Below are 25328 nucleotides of genomic sequence, written 5' to 3' on the forward strand. Positions count from 1 at the left end.
AAGGCGCAGCATATATCAGTCGATGGTCCGTTCGAGGGTGACCACGCTGTCGGCCTCCTCGTAACCGAGGGTTCGGGTGAGCCACGCGGCGATCGTACGGTTCGGCACGTCGACGCTGATCCCGCAGGATTCGATGCCTTCCGCCGCCATCACGCGCATCGATCTCGCGAGCATCGCCTCGGCGACACCGTGGCGTCGCTCGCTCGGTGTCACCCCCAGGCGGTCACACCAGCCCTGCTCCGCATCCCCGTCGATGCCCGGGACACGGGCGTTGAGGCAGTAGCCGATCACCTCTCCATTCCTGAGGGCCACGACCGACCAGTGGGCACGGAAGGACTCCGAGGCCAGGGACTCCTCCCAGGTCTGGCGTGGGAACGGTGCCTCGAAGCACACCCGGTGCAGATCGAGCACGGGATCGCTCAGCTCCGAGGCGAAGGGAACGAACTCAACCCCTGCCGGGGAAACCGGGACGGGCAGGGGGTGGAGGGGACGGGTCATGTCGATCAGGCACCGGGTGAGCGTGAACCCACGGTGCAGCAGCAGCTGCTCCAGTCCCGGCTGCCCCTCGACCACGCAGCGCAACCTCAGTTCCTGTCCGGGGTGGGTCGCATCCCGCCAGGCGATGGCGTGTTCCACCTGCCACCGGAGCAGGTTCGCCCCGATGCCCTGGTGTCGGTGGGTCGGGTGGACCGCACCGAGGAGGTGCACGAGTGGTCCCTCCTCCTCCGGGTCGATGAAGTTCCAGGCGAAGGCTGACAGGCTGCCGTAGTCATCCCACCCCCCGACCGCCTCCCCGCGGTCGGCATCAGGGGCGAGGGAGTCCAACAGCTCCGAGGTCGTGCTCAGCAGTGGGTCGTCGATGACCGCGATCTGGGTCTGCAGTCGGGCCACCTCCTCCCAGTCCTGATCGCCCAACGGCCGCCAGGTGAGGTGCGGGTCGACGAAGCTGTCCATCACCAACGCCAGATGCCGGAGTGCCCTGACGGACGCGGGCTGCTCTGCTCCCAGCGACGTCGCCACCTGGCCATGGGTTGGGACTCACCGCGGATCGGCCCACGGTGCTGCAGGGCCCACCACGACAGGTCCGTCCGGTTGAACAGGGCGGTCACCGCGGTCTGGATCTCAGCGGTGGCCTCCTCCAGCGACTGGCCACGAACGTAGATGGGGGCACCGAACCGGACCGAGACCTTGGGGCGTCGTTCGAGGGCCAGCCGCAACACCTCCTTGAGATGGTAGGTCCCCACCAGGGCCACCGGCACCACGGGAACGTTGTGCAGGTTCGCCAGTTCGGCCGGCACCCCGGAGAACTCCCCCACGCCCCCCTCCGGTCCGGCTGCCTCGGAGAAGATCACCGTGCTGCGACCACGGGCGAGGGCACGACTCGGGCGTCTCCAGGTGGCGCGCAACCGTGCGGGCAGGGCGGCTTCGAGCACCCGCCAGTCGAGGACCCCCTGCTCGTTGCACGCGAGGATCACCGGGGCGTCGAGACCGTCCAGTGCCCCCAGACCCGCCACCTGGTACTCGAGTCGCCAGGCCAGAGGGTTGAGCAGGTTCGGGCCCTCGCCCATCTCCCCCTGACCGAGCCGGTGACGTCGTCGCGCAGTCCGCGACGGCGCCCCCACCGGGCGGGTGGAGCGCAGTCCGAAACCGGTTCGGGCGAACCGGGCCATGTCGGCGAACCAGGTGATCACTGGCACTCCCCTGTCGCACGTCCCGGACCGTGCAGGTAGGTGATCGACCCGGCACCACCCAGCTCACCCGCCAACTCGAGACCGTCGGCCAGGGTGGAGGCCGCCCGGTGTCCGAGCACCGCTGCTGATTCACGGGAACCACCGACCCAGATCACCTCGGACAGCCGGGAGGCGACCTCCTGGATCGCGTACCAGGAGTGGAAGACGGCCAGTGGGTGGGGAGCGTGGTGGTCGCGGTACAGCGTGAGGTCCCAGTCCTCGTCGAGCGCCCGGGACTCGAAACGCTCGTGGATCTCCCGGCCGTCACGGGTCTGCGGCAGGATCTTGTCGAAGAAGTCGGCACTCGGTGACTGCAGTCGGTTGGAGAAGAGCCTGCTGAGTGGGTGGAAGGCGATGACGACGCCACCATCCCGCACCAGTGGGGAGGCCCCATGGTTCCCCACCCGATCGACCAGGGCGTGATGAGCGGCGCTGATCGGGGATCCGATCGGATCCCCCGGATCGATGCTGCTGCCCCACACCGAGGTGATCACCGTGTCAGCACTCGGGACGAAGACGGCATTGGCCGCCTGCCAGACCTCCGAGGCCTGGGAGACCACCGCTTCCGGGGACCCCGCGACGACGTCCAGCACCGCGTAGTCGGCCCGCGGTGCTGCGTAGAGCCGGTGGGAGCCCTGGATCGGCAGGAGCTCCACCAGCTGCCGGGCGGCCGCGAAGGCCAGCTGCTCCGGCAACCGCCACTCCCACTCCCGCTCGTTGAGGAAGTTGAGTGGTTGCCGCAGGAATGGTTGCCCCAGCACCGCGGAGATCGCGAACACGTTGACGGCGTCCTTGATGGCGCGTGAGACCTCACCCACTGCCGCGGTGGAGCCGGTGAAACCCGCGATGCGGTTGATCGTGGCGATGTCGGTGGCACCGGTGGCGAGCACGCACCCACCCCGACGACCGTGGCACACGTCCACCACGACCACGAGATCGGATTCTGCGATGCGCGGATCCACCAGCACCGACTCCCCGGCCACCCGGGCGATCTCGAGCAGCTCCGGCGAGGTGACGTCGTGACTGTGGATCAGCCCGTCGGGCAGGAAGGAGGCAGCGACCCGGTCCCCCAGGGCGGCGACCACGTCCTTGGCCGCCCAGCGGGGTGACAGACCCGCCGCGATGACCAGGGCCACGTCGTCGACACCGGCGCGGGCCGCCTGTTCGAGCACCCGTTCCACGATGCTGCGCCGGATGTCGAAGCGCATCCGAGGCTGCACCGGATGGACGTTCCCGATCACGACGGTGAGTTTCATCCCGGGGCGGAGCTGGGCCGGGAAAGGAATGGCATCGACCGGTGTGGCCAGGGACGCATCGATGAGCGGCACGGGATCACTGGAGGGCATGGCGTCCGGCGGGTAGAGCACCCGGGTACCCGTCGGGAAACGTTGCAGCTGCACCCGGCTGCCGGACAGGGTCAGCAGGTCGGGCGTGCGCTCATCGACCTTGAGGACGAAACCCGGCCGGGTCATGACGGCAACTTCCAGCGCGGCTGCACCGAGTGCGACGGCCAGTCGATGATCGACCAGCCTGAGGCGCGCGCGGCACGCATCAACCCGATGTCGGGACTCACCGCCACCGGATTGCCGACGCTACGGAGCATCGGGAGGTCGACGTGGCTGTCGGCATAGGCGAAGGAGGCACCCAGGTCGATGCCGTGGAGACCGGCGTAGTGGGTGAGCCAGGCCGCCCTGGAATCCCCCACCATCGGTGGTCCGGTGAGGAAACCGGTGCACACCCCGGCCGCGTCGGTGGCCAGATCCGCGGCGACGATGTGGTCGAACAGCCCCACGAACGGGCGGGTCAGCGGTCGGATCACCCCGGTGATGAGGATGGTGGTGTGCCCGGCCTCCTTGTGCTCCCGGATCCGCCGGACCGCCTCCGGGGAGGTCCGGTCGAGCACGAAGGGGGTGAGTCTCTCGTCGACGAAACGTTCCAGTTCCGCCAGGTTCGCACCTTCGTAGCGTCGGTAGACCTGGCGGAGGAACACCCCTCGATCCTTGCGTTCCGCTCCGAGGTAGTTCGGCAGCTGGGCCAGCACCCGGCAGAGCTCCCCCAGCCGCCCCGGCAGACCGAGTTCGGGCAGCCGCAACCACAGGTAGGTCTCGATGACGTTGGTGGTCATCACCGTGCCGTCGAGGTCGAAAGCGGCGAGCACCGTTCCCGGTCTGGCAGGCTTGAGGTCCTTGTAGGTCGCGGAACGCGCCCTACGACGTTTGCGTGCCGCATCCAGTCGACGCACCGGATCCGTGATGGCCGGGGCGTGGACCTCCTCCAGGTAGTACGTCCAGTCGACATCGGCGGAGTCGAACCCGAAACGCTCCCGGTCCTCCTCGTGGAGTGAGTTGTGCAGTGCCAGCGTGCAGTCGTCGACGAAGTGGAGCTCGGACTGCAGGTACTCGCCGTAGAGGCTGAGGTACTTGTTGAGGAAGTCGAGCTGTTTCGCCGTCCTGTCGAGGGCACGTGCCGCGGCGAGGGTGCGGCGCCCCCGCGGGGCGAAACTCAGCATGCGGTTGCCGATGTTCACCCCGAGACCGGCGAGCCACAGCTTGCGTTCCACCGGTTCCGGGCCGGGGAAGTCCCAGGTGGCGAGTTTCGAGGAGTCCTGTCCCTCGGTGTAGGGGTGCTTGGAGAAGTAGGAGCGGATGTGCTCGTAGATGCCCCGGAAGGTCAAGGGATTCCGGGCACCGGAGGAGCAGTGGTAGTACTCGGGACGCCCCACCTCCGGTGTGGTGGCGCACACCGCGACGATGGTGTTGACCACGTAGTCGCAGGGGATGATGTCGATCACCGCGTCGGGCGAAGCGGGGAATTCCGGCAGCTGGCCGCGTCCGTAGGCGAGGATGATCGGGTCGGCCATCTTGAATCCCTCGATCCAGCCCGGATGGGGATGCCTCAAGGAGGACTCGACGATGGCGGGACGCACCACGGAGACCCTCATGTCGCGGCAGAGATCCGCCACGACTGCCTCCCCCATGGCCTTGGCGAAGGTGTAGACATCGGTCCACCCGAGGGAACGGGCCCGTTCGGTCCCCGCAGCCACGAGTTCCTGCTTCACCCATTCGACACGACGGCGTTCGGTGTCCTCGCTCGTGGTCAGGTACCCGGCCTTGCGGTGCAGTTTCTCCGCCTCCTTCCTGAGCAGCGTGAGCTGCTCCGAGGTGCGGGAGCGGGCCTCCACCATGGCCGCCATGGTCAGGGCCGCCTCCGCCTCACGGGCGTAGTCGACGTCGTGGGGGTGGGCCGCCTCCGGGATCGGTCCGCGACGACGTCCGGCGGTGTAGGCCGTGGAGATGTGGACGTAGTGCGGCACCCGCTCCAGGTTGCCCTCCTTGTCGGAGCAGGACTCGCGGAACCTGGCCAGGAGGGCCTCGGTGCCCAGCACGTTCGTCTTGAAGGCCGCGTCGATCGGGGGGTCGAAGGACACGTCGCCGGCGCAGTGGACCAGCACGTCGATGTCACGGGGCAACACCGGGACCTCAGGCAGGTCACCCTCGATCACCTCGACCCGGGCCGCCATGAGCTCCTCGACCGATCCGGCGGCCGCGACGACCTGGGTGAAGATGGGCTTCTTCAGCAGGGATCGCACCCGGTCCTCGGCGCTGAGCGAGCCCTTGCGTCTGACCAGGACGGCGGTACGGGAGTCAGGGCACTCGGTGAGGAACGTCCACAACAGCTGCTCCCCGATGAAGCCCGTGACCCCTGTCATCGCGATCTTCCTGCCGGCCAGGAGGTCCTTGATCCGGCCGGTCAGCAATGGCGGGGTGTGGAGTCGTGTGGACTCGGAGGCACCGAAACTGGTGCGGGGGGCCGGGGTCATCGCATGGTCCTCTCGGGCTGGGGGCCGGCCACCTCGATGGCCTCGGCGAGGGTGAAACGTCCAAGGTACAGGGCAGTGCCGATGATCGCCCCCTCGACGCCGTCCGCGACCATGCCACGCAGCACCCGCAGATCCTCCAACGTCGAGATCCCACCGGAGGCGATCATCGCCGCATCGGTGCGAGCACACATGTCGGCCAACAGATCGAGGTTCGGGCCGGTCAGCATCCCGTCGGAGTTGACGTCGGTGACCACGAAACGCGGGCAGCCGGCGGTGGCGAGACGTTCCAGGGTCTCGGCCCAGGGACCGCCCTCGGTGGTCCAACCCCGGGCTGCGAGGTGCTCGCCACGCACGTCGAGGCCGATGGCGATCCGGTCCCCGTGCTCCGCGATCACGCGCTCACACCATGCCGGGTCCTCCAGCGCAGCCGTCCCGATGTTCACACGTCGGCACCCGGTCTCGAGCGCCCGGGTGAGTGACTCGTCGTCACGGATCCCACCGGAGAGCTCGACGTCGATGTCGAGCCTGCCGATGATCTCGGCCAGCAACGGTGCGTTCGAGCCGCGACCGAAGGCGGCGTCGAGATCCACGAGGTGGATCCAGGATGATCCGCCCTCCTGCCAGCGCAGGGCCGCGGTCAGCGGATCCCCGAACTCCTTCTGGGTGCCCGCCACACCCTGCACCAACTGAACGGCCTGGCCGTCCTGGACGTCAACGGCGGGCAGCAACTGCAATGTGTCCACGACGTGCAACCCTACCGCCTCGGGCCTGCACCCGACAGCGTGTTCAGTGCAGCCCGAAGTCCTCGTTCCTGGGTGTCCAGGTCGAGGATCCCGGTCGGTGGCAGATGGATGAAACCGCACCGGGGGCGGGTGGCCGTCGGCTGCCCGGCCGCGATGTCGAGCACGGTGTAGAGCAGGGCGTTGCAGACGTAGGCACCGGCGCTCAGTGAGAGCTCGCCCGGAACCCCTGCGGCACGGGTGGCGTCCAGCATCGACTTCACCGGCAGGGTTGCCCACAGCGCGGCATCGCCGCCGTCGACGACAGGGACGTCGACGGGCTGCTCACCGGCGTTGTCCGGGATCGAGGCATCCATGAGGTTGAGGGCCACCCGCTCGAAGGTGATGCCGCTCGCCTGAGCTGACAACCCGAGACAGACCACGTGTCCCGGTCGCCACCGATCGAGCAGCACCCCGAGGCGCTCCCGGAGTCCGGCGAACTCCACCGGCAGCACCTCGCCGGGATGGGTGTCGGCGAGGCGTTCCACCAGCTGTCCCGAGGGATTGGTGCTGCCACCACCGAACGGTTCGAAACCTGTGATGAGAACGGAAGGGTCGACTGTCGTCATGGAAACCTCTCGGATGTGGGATCGGGCAGCTGGAAGTGTGACACGGATCAGGGTCGCACGTGGAAGGATGGTCCCATGACCGAACACCCGGATCAGGTCCCAGCCCCTCTCCTCGAGCACGCCGCAGCGGCCCGCAGGGTGCTCGTGCTGACCGGGGCGGGGATGTCGGCGGAGTCCGGGGTGCCCACCTTCCGGGACGAGTCCGCAGGGCTGTGGCACAGCCACTCCCCGGAGGTGATGGCCACGGAGGAGGGATGGCGTGCCGATCCGGCACTGGTGTGGGCGTGGTACCTGTGGCGGATCGGGATCGTGGCCTCGACCCAACCCAATGCGGGGCACCTCGCCCTGGGCGGGTGGCAACGCTCCGGCACCCTGGAACGGCTGGACATCGTCACGCAGAACATCGACGACCTCCACGAACGGGGTGGGGCCGAGGTACTGGCCCACCTGCACGGTCGGCTCGACCGCTTCCACTGCATCGACTGCGGGCTGCCCGGGGACCCCGATCTCACCGCGGCCTCGGGAGCACCCGTACTGCGCTGTCCCCCTTCGCCCTGTTCCGGCTGCGGAGGCGATCTGCGACCCGGCATCGTCTTCTTCAACGAGATGCTCGACCCCACCGACGTCGACAACGCGGTGGCCGCCACCCAGCAGGCCGATCTCACCCTGGTGGTGGGCACCTCGTCGGTGGTGTACCCGGCAGCCGCTCTCCCGGGACTCGCACGGCGCAGCGGTTCCTTCGTCGTGGAGATCAATCCCCACCCCACGGGCATGGACTGCGACCTCCAGTGGCCGACGACCGCGGCCCTCGGACTTCCCGCCCTGGTCGAGGCGCTCGGGCTCCGGGCTCAGGCCTGAGACAACCAGTTGCCGAGCAGCCGGGTACCCGCCGAACCCGATTTCTCCGGGTGGAACTGGGTGGAGAAGACGTTGTCGCGTTCCACCGCCGCGACGAAGGGCACCTCGTGGTCGGACAGCGTGGTCTGCGTCCCCTCCGGTGGACCGAGTGCCGCGTAGCTGTGGACGAAGTAGAAACGTTCATCGGTGACGCCTGCGAACAGTCGGCTGTGCTCCGGTGGCCGCACCGTGTTCCACCCCATGTGGGGCAGCCGTTGCGCGGGGAGCCGGGCCACCTGGCCCGACCACACCCCGAGCCCCGGGGTCACCCGGCCGTGTTCCGTGCCCCCCTCGAAGAGGATCTGGTGTCCCACGCAGATCCCGAGCAACGGCCGACCGGAGACGATCCAGTCCCGGATCAGCGTCTCACCGTCGATGGCCCGCAGCCCGGCCATGCAGGCGGCGAACGCCCCGACGCCGGGAACCACGAGGGCGTCGCAGGCCTCCAGCAGCTCCCGGTCCCCGGTGACCGTCACCGTCGCCCCGACCGCCTCCAGCGCACGACAGGCCGAGTGGAGGTTGCCGGATCCGTGGTCGAGCACCCCGACGCGGATCACAGGGCCCCCTTCGTGGAGGGGACGTCCCCCACCCGGGGATCCAGGGCGATGGCATCCCGCAGCGCGCGGGCCAGGGCCTTGAACTCGGCCTCGACGATGTGGTGGGGATCGCGCCCGGCCAGCAGACGCAGGTGGATGCACAGTCCGGCGTTGAGCCCGAAGGACTCGAAGACGTGGTAGGTCATCGAACCGGCGTAGGGCACCCCGGTTCCACCGATCCGGGCGGTGACCTGTGCCTCGGGCTCCCCTGAGCACACCACGTAGGGTCGCCCGGCGACGTCGACGACGCAGTGGGCCAGCGCCTCGTCGAGGGGGACGGTGGCATCCGCGTAACGACGGATCCCCACCTTGTCCCCCAAGGCCTCCTTGATGGCCTGCCCGAGCACGATGGCGGTGTCCTCGACGACGTGGTGGCCGTCGATGTGGAGATCCCCCTCGGCGACGACGTCGATGTCGATGAGTGAGTGCTTGGCCAGTGCGGTGAGCATGTGGTCGTAGAAGCCGACCCCGGTGGAGATGCTGGAACGGCCGGTGCCGTCGAGGTTGACCGTGACGGTGATGCTGGACTCGCTGGTGGTCCTGGTGCGGCTCGCGGTGCGGCTCATGGTCGGGGTCCTTCCGGGTGGATCTCACGCAGGGCGTCACGCAACGCCGCCATCTCCTCGGGCCTGCCCGCCGAGGCGCGCAGGAATCCCTCGGGACCGGTCTCACGGATCAGGATCCCCCGGTCCAGGAGACCCTGCCAGACGGCGTGACGGTCAAGGAATCGGCCGAACGACACGAAGTTGGCATCCGAGGGGATCACCTCGTAGCCGTGCCCGAGCAGCCAGGTCTGGAAGTCACGGGTCTCTCGGGCCAGCTGTTCGACCTGGGCGAGCAACTCCTCACGATGTGCCAGGGCCACGCGCGCCAGCACCTGGGTCTGGGTGCCGAGGTGGTAGGGCAACCGCACGATCCGGCAGGCGTCGACCACGGCGGGTGAGGCCGCGAGGTAACCGACCCGGGCCCCTGCCATCGCGAAGGCCTTGCTCATGGTCCGGCTCACCACGAGGTGGTCGTGACGATCCAGCAGTGTCAGACAGCTGGCACGGCTCGAGAACTCCTGGTAGGCCTCGTCGACCACGACGACGGCACGGGTGGCGCGACAGATCTCGTCGATCACCTCCGGGGCCACCGAGGTCCCCGTCGGATTGTTCGGGGTCGCGATGATCACCACCGTTGGCCGGTGCCTCTCGATGGCGTCCAGGACGAGGCCGGCGTCAACGGTGTGATCGGGCAACCGCGGCGTCGTGACGTACGTGGTGCAGGTGTTGCGGGCGTACTCGGGATACATCGAGTACGTCGGGGTGAAGGTCAGCACCCTCCGGCCGGGACCACCGAAGGCGGTCAGGAGATGGGTCATGATCTCATTGGAGCCGTTGGCCGCCCAGATGTTCTCCGGTCCCACCCCGTGTCCCAGGTGAGTGGCGAGATCACGACGCAGGTCCCAGGCCTCCCGGTCCGGGTAGCGGTTCAGGCCCCCCGCGGCTTCGTGGATGGCCTCGGCGAGGGCCCGTCGCAGCCCGGGGGACGGCGGGTAGGGGTTCTCGTTGACGTTGAGCACGATCGGCACGTCCAGCTGCGGAGCACCGTAGGGGGCCTGTCCCACCAGGTCGTCGCGCAGCGGAAGGTCCTGGTTCATCGCGGCCTCCGAACGGTGATCGCATTGGCGTGACCGGGGAGGTCCTCGGCCATCGCGAAACGCTCCACCTCGTCGGCGATCTCGACCAGGGCCCCCGCCGAGTAGGAGATGACGTGGACGGTGCGCATGAAGGAACGCACACCCAGACCGGAGCTGTGGCAGGCACATCCGGCGGTGGGCAGCACATGGGTGGATCCTGCCGAGTAGTCCCCCAGGCTGACGGGCGAGTAGGGACCGACGAAGATCGCCCCGGCGTTGCGGATCCTGGCGGCGACGGCTGCTGCACCACGGGTGTGGATCTCGAGGTGTTCCGCGGCGTAGGTGTTGGCCACCGCCACTGCCTGGTCGAGGTCACGGACCAGCAGCACGGCCGACTGCTGACCGGTCAGGGCGGTGCGGATGCGTTCGCGGTGTGAGGTGGTGGCCACCTGCTGCTCCAGTTCGCGCCCGACCTCACGTGCCAGCGAGGGAGAGTCGGTGATGAGCACCGAGGCCGCCATCGGGTCGTGCTCGGCCTGGGAGATCAGGTCGGCGGCGACGAAACGTGGGTCGGCACCGTCGTCGGCGACGATGGCGATCTCGGTGGGACCGGCCTCCGAGTCGATCCCGACGATGCCGCGGAGCAGCCGCTTCGCGGCGACGACGTAGATGTTGCCCGGACCGGTCACCAGTGACACCGGGGCGCAGACCCCGGGCACCCCGTGGGCGAACATCGCGATCGCCTGGGCGCCGCCCACCGCATGGACCTCGGTGACCCCGAGCATGTGACACAACGCCAGGATGTTCGGGTGTGGCCAGCCACCGTGGTCAACCTGTGGCGGGGAGGCCACGGCGATCTCGGTGACTCCCGCCACCTGGGCCGGGACGACGTTCATGATGACGCTCGAGGCCAGTGGGGCCAGTCCTCCGGGCACGTAGAGCCCCACACGCTCCATCGGGATGTTGCGCAGGCCCACCTCGGCACCGTCCGCCAGCAGGACCGGCACCGGGTCGGCGTCCAGCTCCAGTGCCGTCGCCACCTCCCGGCGACGACGGATCGCCTCCTCGAAGGCCCGTCGAAGCCCGGGGTCCAACCCCGCGGCGGCCTCGGCGAGCACCTCCGCGGGCACCCGGAAGGAGGGTGGCACCACGTGGTCGAAACGCCTCGAGTACTCGACCAGGGCCTCGACGCCACGGTCACGGACGTCGTCGACCACCACCCGGACCGCCTCGGTGGCCCGGGCGACATCCAGGGGGGCACGGGGCATCAGCCCACGACAGTCGCCCTCGACCTTTGTCAGATCAACGGTTCGCAGCACGGTGGCTCAGTCTAGCGTCGCGATCCGCCGCGCCTCCGGTGCCTGTCGAGTGGTGGACTCGTCATCGGGCCAGAACGCCGCACACAACATGATCGGGGTGATGGCCCCGAAAGGGCCCACCAGCAGCGCGGCCAAGGAGTGCAGGTCGAGATCGATGGGAACGGTGTCACCGACCGCGGCGGTGGCCAGGCGCTGATCGAAGTTGCTCGGGGAGACCAGCAGCCCCAGCCGCCAGATGATCAACGCCCCGACCGTCCCACCGAGCAGGGCGTGGACGCACACCAACCATCCCAGGTCCTTGAACCGCAACCACGCGACGATCCCGATGAGGAAACCGCTCAGGCCTGCCAGGGCCACGAACAGGGCGTCGGAGGAGAACACATCGGTTTGTCCCCGCTCCGTGAGGTAGGCCCCGAGTCCTTCGGTGACGATGTATCCGGGGCGATGTGCGAACACCGCCCACAACCCTGCGCCGACCGCACCGGTGACCACGACGAAGACCGTGAACCACAGGGTGCGCCAGATGGGCCCCGGTTGGGCCCGGGAGGGCAATGCGCCGGTCATCTCAACCTCCTTTCCCGAAACTGACGGCACTCGGGCCCAGCAACGCCTTGAGATCGGCGAACAGGGGGGAGCTGGGAGCAACCTTGAAACCGTCCCCGAGCCGGAAGGTCTTGAGGCTCTCCCCCGTGCGCAGCTGCAGGTGCACCTCCGCGCTTCCGGGATGGCCGGAGAGCACCTGCCGCAGGGCGGTGACCACCCCGGGGGTGCATCTGACCGACGGCAGTGTCAGGACCACCGGGCCGAGACCGCCGTCGGCGTTCACCTGGGGGGCGTGGACATCGGCCGCCCGCATCCGGACCCGGTCCTCGGAGTCCTCGACGACTCCCCGCACGGCCACGATGGTGTCGGGTGCCAGGCAGTGGGCCACCGTGTCGTAGACCCGGGGGAAGACCGTCACCTCGATGGCGGCGTCGAGATCCTCCAGCGTGACGATGGCGTAGAAGGCGCCGGTCTTGTTCACCTTGCGCGTGACCTGAGTGATGAGCCCGCACACGGTGGTCTCGCCACGGGCCCCACCGTCCCCGGACAGTGACCCGATGGAGTGCTTGCCGTGCTGCAGCAGCACGTGTTCGAGACCGTTGAGGGGGTGGTCGGAGACGTAGAGGCCGAGCATCTCCCGCTCGAAGGCCAGTTTGGTGCGTTTGTCCCACTCCGGCAGTTCCGGCACGGCCCGCAGCTCGAGCCCTCCCGATGAGTCGTCATCCATTGCACCGAACAGGTCGAACTGGCCGTTCTCCTCGTTCTTCTTCAGATCGATGACGGAGTCGACGGCGTCCTCGTGGATCTCCATGAGGGAGCGTCGGGTGTGGCCGAGTTCGTCGAAGGCCCCCGCCTTGATCAGCGACTCGATCACCCGTTTGTTGCACATCAGCAACGGGGCCTTGTCGAGGAAGTCGTTGAAGTCCTTGGCGGGCCCCAGTGCGGAACGCGCCTCGGTCCAGGCGGAGACCACCTTGTCGCCGACGTTGCGCACGGCCCCCAGCCCGAACCGGATGTCCCTGCCGACCGGGGTGAACGCGATCTCGGAGGAGTTCACGTCGGGTGGCAGCACGTTGATGCCCATGTGACGGCACTCCGCGAGATAACCGGCGGATTTGTCCTTGTCGTCGCGCACCGACTGCAGCAGAGCGGCCATGTACTCGGTGGGATGATTCGCCTTGAGGTAGGCGGTCCAGTAGGAGACCACCCCGTAGGCCGCGGAATGGGCCTTGTTGAACGCGTAGTCGGAGAACGGGAGCAGGATGTTCCACAACACGTCGATGGGCTCCTGCCTGAACCCCCGTTCCTTCATGCCGGTGCTGAACCGTTCGTAGTGGGCGTCCAGTTCCGCCTTCTTCTTCTTGCCCATCGCTCGACGCAGCATGTCAGCACCCCCCAGGGTGTATCCCGCCAGCTGCTGGGCGATGGCCATCACCTGTTCCTGGTAGACGATGAGGCCGTAGGTCTCGCCCAGGATCGGCTCCAGCGCCTCCGCCAGGTCCGGGTGGATCGGCTCCACCTCCTCGCGTCCGGTCTTGCGACGGGCGTACTTGTTGTGGGAGTCCGCACCCATCGGCCCTGGTCGGTACAGGGCGCCGACGGCGGAGATGTCGTCGAAGCAGTCGGGCTGCATCGAGCGCAGCAACGCGCGCATCGGCCCACCGTCGAGCTGGAACACGCCGAGCGTGTCACCGCGCTGCAGCAACTCGTACGTGGCGGGATCGGTCAGGGGCAGGTCCTCCAGCACCACGTCGATCCCCTTGTTGATCTTGATGTTGCGCACCGCATCGTCGATGACGGTGAGGTTGCGCAGCCCCAGGAAGTCCATCTTGATCAGCCCCAGGGATTCGCATCCCGGGTAGTCGAACTGGGTGATGATCGCCCCGTCGGACTCCCGCTTCATCACGGGTATGACGTCCTGCAGCGGGCTGCTGGACATGATGACCCCCGCCGCGTGGACTCCCCACTGCCGCTTCAGACCCTCGATGCCCTTCGCTGCCTCGACGACGGTGCGCACCTCCGGGTCGGCGTTGTAGAGGTCACGGAACTCCGCCCCCTCGGCGTAGCGTTTGTGCTCCTCGTTGAACAGGTCCGGCAAGGCCACTCCCTTGCCCATGACATCGGCGGGCATCGCCTTGGTGATCTTCTCGCCCACCGCGTAGGGCATGTCGAGCACCCGGGACGCGTCCTTGACCGCGGCCTTGGCCTTGATGGATCCGTAGGTGACGATCTGGGCCACCTTGTCCGAGCCGTACTTGTGGGTGACGTACTGGATCACCTCACCCCGACGCCGATCGTCGAAGTCGATGTCGAAGTCCGGCATGGAGACGCGCTCCGGGTTGAGGAAGCGCTCGAAGAGCAGGCCGTGCTCGATGGGATCGAGGTCGGTGATCCTGAGGGCGTAGGCGCACATCGACCCTGCCCCAGACCCTCGGCCCGGTCCCACCCGGATCCCGTTGTCCTTCGCCCAGTTGATGAAGTCCGCCACCACGAGGAAGTAGCCGGTGAAGCCCATCGTGGAGATGATCTTGGACTCGAACTCGGCCCGATCCCGCACCTGGTCAGGGACGCCGTCGGGGTAACGCTGGTGCAGCCCCCGGTCCACCTCCTTGTGGAACCAGGAGTCCTCGTCCTCACCCGCCGGGCAGTCGAAGCGGGGCATGTAGGTTCCCATGCCCTCGTCGAATGCGGTCTCCATGCGCTCGGCGATGGCCAGGGTGTTGTCGCACGCCTCGGGCAGCTCACTGAAGAGCGCCCGCATCTCCTCGGGGCTCTTCAGGTAGTACCCGGAACCGTCGAACTTGAAGCGGTCGGTCTGGGCCTTGCGGGAACCGGCCGAGACGCACAGCAGCGTGTCGTGCGCGTCGGCGTCGTGGGCGTGCACGTAGTGGAGATCGTTGGTGGCCACCAGGGGCAGGTTCAGTTCCTTGGCCAACCTCAGCAGGTCCTGGCGGACCCGGTTCTCGATCTCCAGGCCGTGGTCCATCAATTCGACGTAGAAGTTGCCCGCCCCGAAGATGTCCCGGAACTCGGCGGCTGCTGCGAGTGCGTTGTCGTACTGGCCGAGACGCAGGAAGGTCTGCACCTCACCGGAGGGACATCCGGTGGTCGCGATCAGACCCCTGCCGTGGTCGTTCAACAGTTCCCGGTCCGCCCGGGGCTTGTAGAAGAACCCCTCCAGCGAGCTGCGGGAGCTGAGCTTGAACAGGTTGTGCATGGCCTCCTTGTCCGAGGCCCACATCGTCATGTGGGTGTAGGCGCCCTTGGAGGCGACGTCATCGCCGGTGCCGTCACCGAACTGGACGCGTTTGCGTTCCGAGCGGTGGGTGCGGGGGGTCAGGTAGGCCTCGAGCCCGATGATGGGTTTGACGTCGTAGTTCTTGGAGGCCTTGTAGAACTCGTACGCCCCGAACAGGTTCCCGTGGTCGGTCATCGCGAGGGCCGGCATGCCCATCCTCTCCGCCCCTGCGAACAGATCATGGATCCGCGCCGCCCCGTCGAGCATCGAGAACTCCGTGTGACAGTGCAGGTGCACGAACGAATCCGCCACGCCAACTCCCCTTCCATCGGCCGGTGCCCAACCCTACCCCTCCTGCCGGCTTTTCCGGTCAGGCATGCTGGGTGGTGTTCTGGCTGGCCCGACCATCGAGGACACCAGCCAGCGGGATGGTCCCGTGCGCTGTGCGGCAGAAGGATTGAGTCATGATCACTTCATCATGGAACGCCCTGACCTGGCGTCGCGTGAGCTATCTGTTCCTCGGCTTCCCGCTCCGGCTGGCCGCCTTCGTCATCACCGTCGTCCTGATCAGCCTCGGGGCAGGGCTGATCGTCATGATCTTCGGGGCCTTCATCCTGGCCGCCGGGATGTTGTTCGCCCGCTCCTGCGCCGTCGCCGAGCGGCAGGTGATGCACACCCTCCTCGACAACGCCCCGGCTCCCGAGGTGGTCTACCGGCGCGGTGCAGGCACTGCGTTCCAGCGGCTGCGTATCCTGCTCACCGACCCGCAGAGCTGGTTGGACCTGGCCTGGGTGGGGTTGGCCTTCGCCACCTCGACGCTGACCTGGTCGCTGCTCGTCACCCTGCTCGCCGTGGGAATCGGTTCCCTGCTCGGCCCGATCGCAGTCCTGGTGCTCCACGGACGGTTCGCCCACCTCGAGGGAAGTATCGGGCTCGGTGAACTGTTGGGGCTGCCGATGTCCTGGCTGTTCGACATCGGGCTCTACCTGCTGCTGGCGATCGCGTTCCTGCGTTTCGGTCCCGCCGTGATCGGCGGTCTCGCCTCGTTCCAGGCCGTGGTCGGCGAGCTCATGTTGAACTCCCGGGCCCGTCAGGACCAGCGCTATGACGACCTGTTGGACTCCCGGCAGGCGGCACACCGCGCCGAGGCCGAGGCCCTGCGTCGTGTCGAACGGGACATCCACGACGGTCCCCAGCAGCGGCTGGTGCGACTCACCATGGATCTGGCCCGCGCCCGTCGCAAGGTCGGCACCTCCCCCGAGACGGCGGACGACCTCCTGGCCCAGGCGATGCAGCAGACCCAGGACACCCTGGCCGAGTTGCGGAACCTCTCGCGTGGCATCGCTCCCCCGGTGCTGGTGGACCGTGGTCTCGCGGCTGCGGTGGAGGAGGTGTCGGCGGGCTCCCCCATCCCGGCACGGTGCAGCATCGCCGTCCCGGCACTGCCCACCCACATCGAGCAGGCCGCCTACTTCGTGGTGGCCGAGGCCCTGGCCAATGCCAACAAGCACTCGGCGGCGACACGCATCCTGGTGGAGGTGGGCACCGTCGCTGATGAACTGCGGGTCACGGTCGCCGACGACGGTGCCGGAGGGGCTGCCACCGCGAAGGGACATGGTCTGGCGGGCCTGGAGCAGCGGCTTCACGGTCTGGGCGGTACGCTCACGATCACCTCCCCCGTCGGGGGTCCCACAGTCCTGGAGGCAGTCATCCCATGCGCATCCTGACCGCTGACGACTCGGTGCTGCTGCGTGAGGGTCTCAACCTGATCCTCAGCGAGGAAGGGCACCAGATCGTCGCCAGTGTGGGTGATGGTGACTCATTGGTGCGGGCCGCGCTGGAGCTGCGGCCTGAGCTGATCATCACTGACATCCGCATGCCACCGAGCCACACCGATGAGGGCCTGCGGGCAGCCATGGCCATCCGCTCCGGATGGCCGAAGGCCCCGGTGCTGCTGCTCAGCCAGTACGTGATCCCCGCCTACGTCTCGGATCTGCTCGAGTCCGGCGACGCTCACCTGGGGTACCTGCTCAAGGACCGGGTCTCGGATCTGGACGCCTTCCTCGAGGCCGTGACCCGGGTGGCCGAGGGTGGCCTGGTCCTGGATCCGGAGGTGGTCTCCCAGGCCCTGCGCCGGGGACGCTCCCTCGACCCGGTGGCCGATCTCACCCCACGGGAGAAGGAGGTGCTGGAACTGATGGCGGAGGGGCACACCAATGCGGGCATCGCCACGCGTCTCGTCGTCACGGAGGGAGCCGTGGAGAAGCACACCCAGCGGATCTTCAGCAAGCTCGGCCTCCACCCCAACACCTCCGTCCATCGACGGGTGAAGGCGGTGCTGACCCTGTTGAACCGGTGAGTCCTGGGGTGCGGACGTTGCGACGGCTCGCGGCCACGCACACCTCACTGCGCCACAACGGTCCCGCGCCGCCGCTTTTCCGACGTCGTGCGACCCTCCTGCCCCAGAGGTCACGAACCGGACCCGCCGGACCAGTGACCCGAACCCACTGATCCGGGCATGACTGGCCCTCTCATCACTCCGGTGGCCGGAAGGAGCTGAGCACCTGGCGCTCCAGGGCGACTCCGAGCTCGCCCTCCTTACCGACGTAGGAGACCGCGACGATGCCGTGGGCCTGTTCTCCCGACCCTCCTGCTCGGATGGCGGCAGAGACCCGGATCGCCGGGAAGTCACAGTCCTGCTTCGTCCTGGGGACGAAGGTGACCGTCGAGAGGTGCCCCGTGGTGCCATCGGCGAAGGGGAACTCCATCGTGACCGGGTCCGGCACCAGGTAGTAGTCCCCCTCCCACTCGGTGTTGATCACCAGGGCCCAGAGGTGGGCGACGAAACGAGCGTACTGCTGGGTGTCGACCGCCTTGTCGGTGGCCTTGGTGATCCCGACGAAGCTCAGGTCACTGTCTCCTTGGCAGGCATCCGCTCCGTGGACCGAGATCCCATTGGCCCCGACGGTACGTCCCATCACCTGGTACCCACGAAAGACCCCGGGTTCTTCCACCGTCCAGTCACTGGGCACCTGGTAGGTGCCCCGCTCCCCTGCCACCGTCTGCCACGCTCCGGTCCAGGGGCCTGGATCGGTGATGGTGGGCCAGGTCTGGTCAGGGGTGGCATCCGGTGCCTCGATCGGGGGACGGTTCTCGCGGGGTTGGATGAATCCGCCTCGACCGTTCTCGGGGTCGTATCCCGGGTTGGTGGGGTTGGGGCCGGCCGTGGTCGGGGTCGGTGCAGGAAGCTCTGGGTGGACCGTCACGAGATCGTCGGGTACCGGAGGTGGGGCATCGCCCGGCACCTGTCGTGGTGCTGGCGGGCTCGTCGGCGCGGTGACGGTGGGGGTCGGCGAGGGCGGTGTGCTCTCGGGGGTCGGGGTCGGGTCAGGTGTGGGTTCGGTGCTCGCCGCGGGCTGAGGCTCGGGGGTGGCCTCGTCGTCGCCCTTCGGCCACAGCAGGTAGCCCGCCATGACCGCGATCACCACCACGACTGCGACGATGGCCGCGATGAGCGGGCCGTTGCCCCGCGGCGGTGGAGGTGGCGGGGCCTGGTACCACCCGCCGTGCGGCGGCTGGGGAGGAAGCGGCGGTTGTGGCGGCAACGAGGGCTGCCAACCGGCAGGCGGCGGTACCTGACCGGTTGGATGCTGGAACTGGGGGCCCGGATGGGTCACGGAAGACTCCTACTGCTTGACTCCTGCACTCAATTCTGCAGTGAGACAGGACAACTTCTGCAGGTCGGAGGTGAGATCGTCACCATCTGCCCCGAGACAACGCACCAGCGCGGAGCCGACGATGACCGCATCCGCCCAGGTCGCCACCTCGGCCGCCTGGGCTCCGGTACCGACCCCGAGCCCGATCCCGATGGGAAGGCCCGGATCGATCTCCCGGGCCCGTCCGGCGATGACGGGGGCGTCGACGGAGGTGGTGGCGCGTACCCCGGTCACCCCCATGACGCTGGTCGCGTAGACCCAGCCACGGCATGCCGTCATCGTCATCGAGATGCGTTCCGGGGTGCTGGAGGGGGCGATGAGGAAGATCCGGTCCAGTGAGTGGGCATCGGTGGCGGCGACCCATTCGTCGGCCTCGTCGGGGGTGAGGTCCGGGGTGATCACCCCGGCTCCCCCGGCGGCCGCCAGATCGCGGGCGAAGGCGTCCGGACCGTACTGCTCGATGAGGTTCCAGTAGGTCATCACCACGGGGGTCCGGCCGCAGGCCGCGACGGTCTCTGCTGCGGTGAAGGCATGCCTGGTGCGCACGCCGCGCTGCAGTGCGCGCGTGGTGGCGTGCTGGATCACGGTGCCGTCGAGGAACGGGTCGGTGTAGGGCATCCCGATCTCGACGATGTCGGCTCCCTCACACAACACCCGGTAGGCTGCCATGCTGTCGGCGACGCTGGGGTAACCGACCGGGAGGTACCCGACCAGCGCGGCACGGCCCTCGTCGCGGCAGGAGGCGATGACCCGACCGGAGATCCCGAGTCGGGCGGTGTCGGTGAACGTCTTCATTCCAGTCCTCCCACGATGCGGTCCGGGACCCCTGGCAGGTCGAACCAGTCGAAGGCCGTCGCCACGTCCTTGTCCCCCCTGCCGGACAGACAGATCAGGATGCGTGGTCGCAGTCCGGGCTGTTCCTCGGCGAGCCGCAGCGCCAGCTTGCGGGCACCGGCGACGGCGTGCGCGGACTCGATGGCCGGGATGATGCCCTCGGTGCGACTCAGCAGCCGGAACGCCTCCATCGCCTCGATGTCGGTGATCGGCTCATAGCTGGCCCTGCCGGTCTCGGCGAGCCAGGCGTGTTCCGGCCCGACCCCGGGATAGTCGAGTCCGGCGGAGATGGAGTGGGACTCCATCGTCTGCCCGTCCTCGTCCTGCAGCACGAAGGTGCGGGCCCCGTGCAGCACGCCGGGCCGTCCTGCCCTGATGGTCGCGGCATGGCGCCCCGTCGCCACGCCCTCCCCGGCCGCCTCGATCCCGAGCAGCCCGACGGAGTCGTCCTCGATGAAGTCTGCGAAGGCCCCGATCGCGTTGGAACCGCCGCCCACGGCGGCCACCACCCAGTCCGGCAGGCCACCGTGCTCGTCGAGCAGCTGTTGCCTCGCCTCGGTGGAGATCACCCGTTGAAGTTCCCGGACGAGGTACGGGAAGGGGTGGGGCCCGCCGACGGTGCCGATGAGGTAGTGGGTGTGGTCGACGGTGGCCACCCAGTCCCGCATCGCCTCGTTCATCGCGTCCTTGAGGGTGCGCGACCCGGAGGCCACGGCATGGACCTCCGCCCCGAGCAGCTGCATCCGGGCCACGTTGAGGGCCTGACGTCGGGTGTCAACCTCACCCATGTAGATGCGGCACTCCAACCCCATGAGGGCCGCCGCCGTCGCGGTGGCCACGCCGTGCTGTCCCGCCCCGGTCTCGGCGATGACCCGGGTCTTGCCCATCCGCCTGGTGAGCAGGGCCTGGCCCAACACGTTGTTGATCTTGTGTGCCCCGGTGTGGTTGAGGTCCTCACGCTTGAGCAGGATCGTCGCGTTGCCGCACTCCTTCGAGAAGTTCCGCGCCACCGTGACGGGGGTGGGGCGTCCGGCGTAGTTGCGCTGCAGGTCCGCCAGCTCGGCCGCGAACACCGGATCGGCCTGGGCCGCCTTGAACTCGGCGTCCAGCTCGGCCAGGGCGGCACGCAGCGCCTCCGGGACGAAGGTGCCACCGAACCGACCGAAGTGGCCGCGGGCATCGGGTAGGGAGGTCATGCCGGGCATCCTACGCTGTCCACTGGGGTCCCTTCAGAGGTGCTCGAAACGTGAAGGCACTCCCTCGTGCACCTCAGCGGCAACACCCGAAGCACTGCAGGGGCTGGGCAGGGACGTCCGTGGTCGTTCCTTGGCCGAGCCCCTGTGTTCTGTCCTCAGCACCTTGACTTCTTGCCGCGGACCAGGAAGACCGTGGTGGCGATCGACCAGGAGAGCGGGTGGACCAGGCCGATCTCGACCGGCCCGACCGGCATCACGGCGATTCCAGGAAGAACTCGTCCAGCATTCCTGGGATTCCTCCTCAGGGCATTGTTCATGTCGCTTATCCGCTGCTCTCACCGGCGCGTGAGCGCGGTGGACAGTCCGTGTCGAGACCCCTGCGATGGGTCCCAGCGCACGGTCCTGAGGTCTCGACACACTCACGTCGCGGTGTGGGCAACTGATGGGCGGACCGCGCGCACGTGGCGTCGTGAACAGCCCTCAGCTGGTTCTCAGTGAACTGAACCCGGTGACGGCCGTCATCGGGTCGCCATGCGTGACCAGGGCCTCACCCACCAGGATGGCGTCGGCCCCCTCGTCCCTGACCCGGCGGGCGTCGTCGACGGTGAAGATGCCCGACTCGGCCACCTTGGTGCAGGTGTCCGGGATGAGGGAGGCGAGCCTGCCGAACTGGGCCAGGTCCACCTCCAGGGTCTTGAGGTTGCGGTTGTTGACCCCGATCACCTCGGCCCCGACCGCGACCGCCCGTTCGACCTCCTGCTCGGTGTGGGTCTCGACCAGTGCGGTCATCCCCAGTTCCTCACCGAGGGAGAGGAAGTCCGCGAGCTGGGCGTCGTCCAGGGCCGCGACGATGAGCAGCACCAGGTCCGCCCCATGGGCCCGGGCCTCGAAGAACTGGTAGGGCTCGACCATGAAGTCCTTGCGGAGCAGCGGGGCGGCAACGCTCGCCCGCACAGCGTCGAGGTCCGCCAGGCTGCCGCTGAAACGTCGCTGCTCGGTCAGCACCGAGATGGCAGCCGCTCCCCCGGTCTCGTAGGCCGCAGCCAGCGAGGCCGGATCTGGGATCGTCGCGAGATCCCCCTTGCTCGGGGAACGCCGTTTGACCTCGGCGATGACCCCCAGCATCTCCCCCGTCAACTGGACCGGGCGCGCCGGGGATGCGGCCCGAGCGGCGGCCTCCACCTCGGCCAACGGATGGGCCGACTGACGCACCGCCAGGTCCTCACGCACACCCTCGATGATCTGATCGAGCACACTCATCCCGCCTCCTCCATCCGTGCGGCGCGCCTCAGCGCGGTGATGACGGCTGCGGCCTTGTGGGAGCACTCCGCGTCCTCCAGCTCCGGCCGGGAGTCCGCGACGATCCCGGCCCCGGCCTGGACGTGGGCCACCCCGTCACGCAGCACCGCGGTGCGGATGGCGATGGCGACATCGGAGTTCCCGGCGAAGTCGAAGTAGCCGACCACCCCGCCGTAGAGACCGCGCCGACTGACCTCCAGCTCGTCGATGATCTCCATCGCGCGTACCTTCGGGGCCCCGGACAGGGTGCCCGCGGGGAAACACGCCAGCGTCGCGTCCAGGGCGGTATGCCCCGACGCCAGTTCCCCGGAGACCGCAGCCTCCAGGTGCATGATGTGGCTGTATCGATGGATCTGCATGAACTCGTGGACGGTGACGCTGCCCGGTCGACAGATCCGGCCCAGGTCGTTGCGTCCGAGATCCACGAGCATCAGGTGTTCGGCCCGTTCCTTCGGGTCCGCCAGCAGTTCCTCGGCCAATCGTCGGTCCTCCGCCTCGGTGTGCCCCCTGGGCCTCGACCCCGCGATGGGTCGGGTGGTGGCGATCCCTTCCTTGACGGTCACCAGTGCCTCAGGGCTGGAGCCGACGACGGCAAAACCCGGCAGGCGGAGCAGGTAGAGGTAGGGGCTCGGGTTGGTCAGTCTGAGCGCGCGGTAGACCTCCAGGGCATCCGAGCCGGTCTCGATGTCGAACCGTTGCGAGACCACCACCTGGAAGGCCTCCCCCGCCTCGATCTCACCGATCGTGGCCCGGACCGCGTCCTGGTACTCCGCCGAACTGCGTTGACGACGCACCGGCAGATCAGCAAGCCCTTCCTGGAGCGGCGCCGCCAAGGACGGCATCGGCTCCGCCAGTCTGCGCGCCATCTCCTCGATGCCCGCCACCGCGTCGGACCAGGCCCGTTCCACCCCTTCGTCGGTGTCGTCGTAGTTGATGGCGTTCGCGATGAGGATCACCTCGCCGGTGTGATGGTCGAGCACCGCAAGCTGCGAGGCCAGCATCATCACCAGCTCCGGCAGCTGCAGGTCGTCGACGCAGGTGTCCGGCAGCCGCTCCAACCGACGAACCACGTCGTAGCCCAGGTAGCCGACCATGCCCGCGTGGAAGGGGGGCAGCCCTTCGGTGGCAGGAGTGGCCAGCTCAGTCAGGGTGGTGCGCAGCACCTCCAACGGGTCACCGTCGCCGATCCCGGCGAGCTCCCGTCCGAGCCACACCGCCCGACCGTTCTGCTCGGTCAACGTCGCGGCGGTGCGGACCCCGACGAAGGACCACCGGGACCACACCCCCTCGGAGGCCGACTCGAGCAGGAAGGTGCCCTCCCTGGCCCCGCAGAGGGTGGCGTACAGCCCGACCGCGGTGAGATGGTCACCGGTCAGTCGGGTGTGGACGCTGATCACCCGGCGGGTGCGGGCCAGCTCGGTGAACTCCGTCAGGTCCGGTGTGATCCTCATGCCGTGGCCTCCTCCACAACCAGGTCGGCCGGTGTCAGCTCGGTGGCGAAACAGGTGGGGCTTCCGGTGTGGCAGGCGGCACCGGTCTGTCGCACCCTGAGCAGCACCGTGTCGCCGTCGCAGTCCAGGTGCACGGAGACCACCTGCTGGTGATGCCCGGAGGTCTCTCCCTTGACCCAGTACTCCTGCCTGCTCCTGGACCAGTAGGTGGCACGGCCGGTGGCGAGGGTTCGGGCCAGTGCCTCGACGTCCATCCAGGCGAGCATCAGCACCGTTCCCGAGACGGCGTCCTGTGCGACGACTGGAACGAGTCCGTCGTCGTTGAGCTTCAACCGTGCGGCGAGATCGTGGGACAACTGCATGAGGCCATTGTGTCGCCTCGCGCCCGGCCCACTCCACCATGACCATCATTCAGCGTGCCGCCTCGGCACCGGCCGCCGCCAGCAGGGCCATGCCGTGCAGTCCGGCATCGGCCCCGAGCGATGCGGCCTCGATCCGCAACGCCTCGGTCATCAGGGGGTGGCAGCCGTCGTAGATCCTGGCCCGCACCGCGGAGATGAAGTGCTGCGAGGAGGCCAGACCACCCGTCAGGAAGACCGCATCCGGGTTGAAGAAACTCACCACCGGGCTCAGCACCTCCCCCAGGTGGGAGCCGGCGGTTCGGATCATCGTGGTGGCGATCGGATCACCGTCGGCACAGCGGGCCAGGACATCGGCGGTGCTGCTCACCGGGACCTGCTGTTCCTGCATGCGCGCGACGATCCCTGCTCCGGAGGCGATGGTCTCCAGACAGCCGAGCTTGCCACAGGTGCAGGGGCGCGGCCCAGCCGCCTCGACCCGGGTGTGGGTGACGTCCCCGGATGCGGACGTGGCCCCCCGGTAGAGCTGACCGTCGACGATGATGCCGGATCCGATGGCGGTTCCTGCCTTGACCGTGATGGAGTGTCCACGGCTGCCGAACTGTGACCGGTGCTCCCCGAGGGCCATGGCGTTCGCGTCGTTCTCGACGACGACCGGAGCCCCGAAACACTCCATGGCAGCCTGACGGATCGGGTACCCGGCCCAGCCGGGCATCCGCGAGGGCAGTCGCACGGAACCATCGGGCTGGACCGGACCTGGCAGCGCCAGTCCAACCCCGAGCATCGGACCTTCCACTGGAAGTTCCTCGATCATCAGGCGAAGGGTCTCGAGCACCGCATCGGGACCCTGGCTGACCGCGACCTCCTTGACCGCGGCGCAGGAGATGCTCCCCTGCAGATCCGCGATCCCGACCCGGGCGTGATGCCCACCCAGGTCGACCAGCAGCAGGTGCCCGGGTGGCTGACTGAGACGCAACCGACGACGCGGCCTCCCGCCCTGCGAGGCGAGGATCCCGTCCTCGACGACCACTCCTTCGGCGATGAGCTGCCCCACCCAGGCGGAGGCCGTGGACGCGGAAACCCCCAGGTGGTGGGCAAGCTCAGCCCTCGATGTGACGGAACCGTCAGCCAGCAGCTGCCGGATGGAGAGATCGGGTCGAGCCATGCCCCTACTTTAACCAGAACTGCACTAAGGAGGTACATGAATCGGCACTCGTGACACGGGTCACCGTTCTGGCCTCCTTCGATCAGTCCACCGGGCGAGGTCAGCCCAGTCGCCACTCGGTCACCCAGGCCTGCACACGGACCGCAAATGCCCATCGGCGAAACCTCCGGGAAGCCCCGGGAAGGGTCACGGTTCT

Annotated in this window: 23 protein-coding genes; 3 read left to right on the plus strand and 20 right to left on the minus strand. The window is 68.3% G+C overall.

All coding sequences use genetic code 11. The features are described 5' to 3' along the window. Positions 1 to 15: 15 nt before the first annotated feature. Genes EII34_RS01710 through EII34_RS01735 form a run of 6 tightly spaced genes read right to left on the minus strand, consistent with a single transcriptional unit; the run spans position 16 to position 6898 of the window. The gene (locus tag EII34_RS01710; protein ID WP_124842188.1) at positions 16 to 954 is read right to left on the minus strand and encodes a GNAT family N-acetyltransferase; all 939 of its coding nucleotides are present in this window, start codon (positions 952 to 954) and stop codon (positions 16 to 18) included. Next, entirely contained in the window at positions 954 to 1691 is a 738-nt protein-coding gene (locus EII34_RS01715) for a lysophospholipid acyltransferase family protein (protein WP_124842191.1), read from the minus strand. The genes EII34_RS01710 and EII34_RS01715 overlap by 1 nt, the downstream gene beginning before the upstream one ends. Beyond that, on the minus strand, positions 1688 to 3202 hold the full coding sequence (locus tag EII34_RS01720; RefSeq protein WP_124842195.1) for a lactate racemase domain-containing protein: 1515 nt from the start codon (positions 3200 to 3202) through the stop codon (positions 1688 to 1690). Before EII34_RS01720 ends, EII34_RS01715 begins: the two co-directional genes overlap by 4 nt. Beyond that, positions 3199 to 5550, minus strand: coding sequence for an SDR family oxidoreductase (locus tag EII34_RS01725; protein WP_124842197.1), 2352 nt, complete (start codon positions 5548 to 5550; stop codon positions 3199 to 3201). Before EII34_RS01725 ends, EII34_RS01720 begins: the two co-directional genes overlap by 4 nt. After that, on the minus strand, positions 5547 to 6293 hold the full coding sequence (priA, locus tag EII34_RS01730; RefSeq protein WP_124842200.1) for a bifunctional 1-(5-phosphoribosyl)-5-((5-phosphoribosylamino)methylideneamino)imidazole-4-carboxamide isomerase/phosphoribosylanthranilate isomerase PriA: 747 nt from the start codon (positions 6291 to 6293) through the stop codon (positions 5547 to 5549). Before priA ends, EII34_RS01725 begins: the two co-directional genes overlap by 4 nt. A gap of 11 nt (positions 6294 to 6304) precedes the next feature. Then, the gene (locus EII34_RS01735; protein WP_124842203.1) at positions 6305 to 6898 is read right to left on the minus strand and encodes a pyroglutamyl-peptidase I; all 594 of its coding nucleotides are present in this window, start codon (positions 6896 to 6898) and stop codon (positions 6305 to 6307) included. A 75-nt stretch (positions 6899 to 6973) separates the two neighbouring features. Here EII34_RS01735 and EII34_RS01740 point away from each other — a divergent pair, with 75 nt between their 5' ends. Beyond that, on the plus strand, positions 6974 to 7756 hold the full coding sequence (locus EII34_RS01740; RefSeq protein ID WP_124842206.1) for an SIR2 family NAD-dependent protein deacylase: 783 nt from the start codon (positions 6974 to 6976) through the stop codon (positions 7754 to 7756). Here EII34_RS01740 and hisH read toward each other — a convergent pair. Genes hisH through dnaE form a run of 6 tightly spaced genes read right to left on the minus strand, consistent with a single transcriptional unit; the run spans position 7747 to position 15424 of the window. After that, the gene (gene hisH / locus EII34_RS01745) at positions 7747 to 8349 is read right to left on the minus strand and encodes an imidazole glycerol phosphate synthase subunit HisH (RefSeq protein WP_221620173.1); all 603 of its coding nucleotides are present in this window, start codon (positions 8347 to 8349) and stop codon (positions 7747 to 7749) included. The genes EII34_RS01740 and hisH overlap by 10 nt on opposite strands. Further along, the gene (gene hisB, locus EII34_RS01750) at positions 8349 to 8957 is read right to left on the minus strand and encodes an imidazoleglycerol-phosphate dehydratase HisB (protein ID WP_124842212.1); all 609 of its coding nucleotides are present in this window, start codon (positions 8955 to 8957) and stop codon (positions 8349 to 8351) included. The genes hisH and hisB overlap by 1 nt, the downstream gene beginning before the upstream one ends. Further along, positions 8954 to 10033, minus strand: coding sequence for a histidinol-phosphate transaminase (locus EII34_RS01755; protein ID WP_124842215.1), 1080 nt, complete (start codon positions 10031 to 10033; stop codon positions 8954 to 8956). The genes hisB and EII34_RS01755 overlap by 4 nt, the downstream gene beginning before the upstream one ends. Then, positions 10030 to 11331 (minus strand): histidinol dehydrogenase, encoded by a 1302-nt coding sequence (gene hisD, locus EII34_RS01760; protein ID WP_124842218.1) that lies wholly within the window; start codon positions 11329 to 11331, stop codon positions 10030 to 10032. The genes EII34_RS01755 and hisD overlap by 4 nt, the downstream gene beginning before the upstream one ends. A 6-nt stretch (positions 11332 to 11337) precedes the next feature. After that, positions 11338 to 11895, minus strand: coding sequence for a hypothetical protein (locus EII34_RS01765; protein ID WP_124842221.1), 558 nt, complete (start codon positions 11893 to 11895; stop codon positions 11338 to 11340). 1 nt (position 11896) lies between these two features. Beyond that, complete coding sequence (dnaE, locus tag EII34_RS01770; RefSeq protein WP_124842224.1) at positions 11897 to 15424, minus strand: DNA polymerase III subunit alpha; 3528 nt, start codon at positions 15422 to 15424, stop codon at positions 11897 to 11899. A 152-nt stretch (positions 15425 to 15576) separates the two neighbouring features. Here dnaE and EII34_RS01775 point away from each other — a divergent pair, with 152 nt between their 5' ends. Continuing rightward, complete coding sequence (locus tag EII34_RS01775) at positions 15577 to 16839, plus strand: sensor histidine kinase (protein ID WP_124842227.1); 1263 nt, start codon at positions 15577 to 15579, stop codon at positions 16837 to 16839. After that, positions 16827 to 17471, plus strand: a complete 645-nt coding sequence (locus tag EII34_RS01780) for a response regulator transcription factor (RefSeq protein WP_124842230.1) — start codon at positions 16827 to 16829, stop codon at positions 17469 to 17471. Before EII34_RS01775 ends, EII34_RS01780 begins: the two co-directional genes overlap by 13 nt. Positions 17472 to 17646: 175 nt before the next feature. On the opposite strand, the gene EII34_RS01785 is transcribed toward EII34_RS01780, so the two are convergent. The 8 genes from EII34_RS01785 to EII34_RS01815 all read right to left on the minus strand — a co-directional run bounded on the left by EII34_RS01785 (position 17647) and on the right by EII34_RS01815 (position 25132). Further along, positions 17647 to 18789 carry a hypothetical protein gene (locus EII34_RS01785; RefSeq protein ID WP_124842233.1) on the minus strand — a complete coding sequence of 381 codons (1143 nt, stop codon included), beginning with the start codon at positions 18787 to 18789 and terminating at the stop codon, positions 17647 to 17649. A 9-nt stretch (positions 18790 to 18798) separates the two neighbouring features. Further along, positions 18799 to 19623 (minus strand): tryptophan synthase subunit alpha, encoded by an 825-nt coding sequence (trpA, locus tag EII34_RS01790; RefSeq protein WP_124842236.1) that lies wholly within the window; start codon positions 19621 to 19623, stop codon positions 18799 to 18801. Further along, positions 19620 to 20858 (minus strand): tryptophan synthase subunit beta, encoded by a 1239-nt coding sequence (gene trpB / locus EII34_RS01795; RefSeq protein ID WP_124842240.1) that lies wholly within the window; start codon positions 20856 to 20858, stop codon positions 19620 to 19622. The genes trpA and trpB overlap by 4 nt, the downstream gene beginning before the upstream one ends. Before the next feature lie 155 nt (positions 20859 to 21013). Continuing rightward, positions 21014 to 21175, minus strand: coding sequence for a hypothetical protein (locus EII34_RS15855; protein WP_185711118.1), 162 nt, complete (start codon positions 21173 to 21175; stop codon positions 21014 to 21016). 163 nt (positions 21176 to 21338) lie between these two features. Further along, entirely contained in the window at positions 21339 to 22118 is a 780-nt protein-coding gene (gene trpC / locus EII34_RS01800; RefSeq protein WP_124842243.1) for an indole-3-glycerol phosphate synthase TrpC, read from the minus strand. Continuing rightward, positions 22115 to 23608: an anthranilate synthase component I gene (locus EII34_RS01805; protein WP_124842245.1), complete on the minus strand. Its 1494-nt coding sequence runs from the start codon at positions 23606 to 23608 to the stop codon at positions 22115 to 22117. Before EII34_RS01805 ends, trpC begins: the two co-directional genes overlap by 4 nt. Further along, positions 23605 to 23970: a phosphoribosyl-AMP cyclohydrolase gene (gene hisI, locus EII34_RS01810; RefSeq protein ID WP_124842248.1), complete on the minus strand. Its 366-nt coding sequence runs from the start codon at positions 23968 to 23970 to the stop codon at positions 23605 to 23607. The genes EII34_RS01805 and hisI overlap by 4 nt, the downstream gene beginning before the upstream one ends. Positions 23971 to 24019: 49 nt before the next feature. Continuing rightward, complete coding sequence (locus tag EII34_RS01815) at positions 24020 to 25132, minus strand: ROK family transcriptional regulator (RefSeq protein ID WP_124842251.1); 1113 nt, start codon at positions 25130 to 25132, stop codon at positions 24020 to 24022. Between the last annotated feature and the right edge of the window lie 196 nt (positions 25133 to 25328).

The sequence above is a fragment of the Arachnia propionica genome, assembly GCF_003859805.1.
GTDB classification, from domain to species: Bacteria; Actinomycetota; Actinomycetes; order Propionibacteriales; family Propionibacteriaceae; genus Arachnia; species Arachnia propionica_C.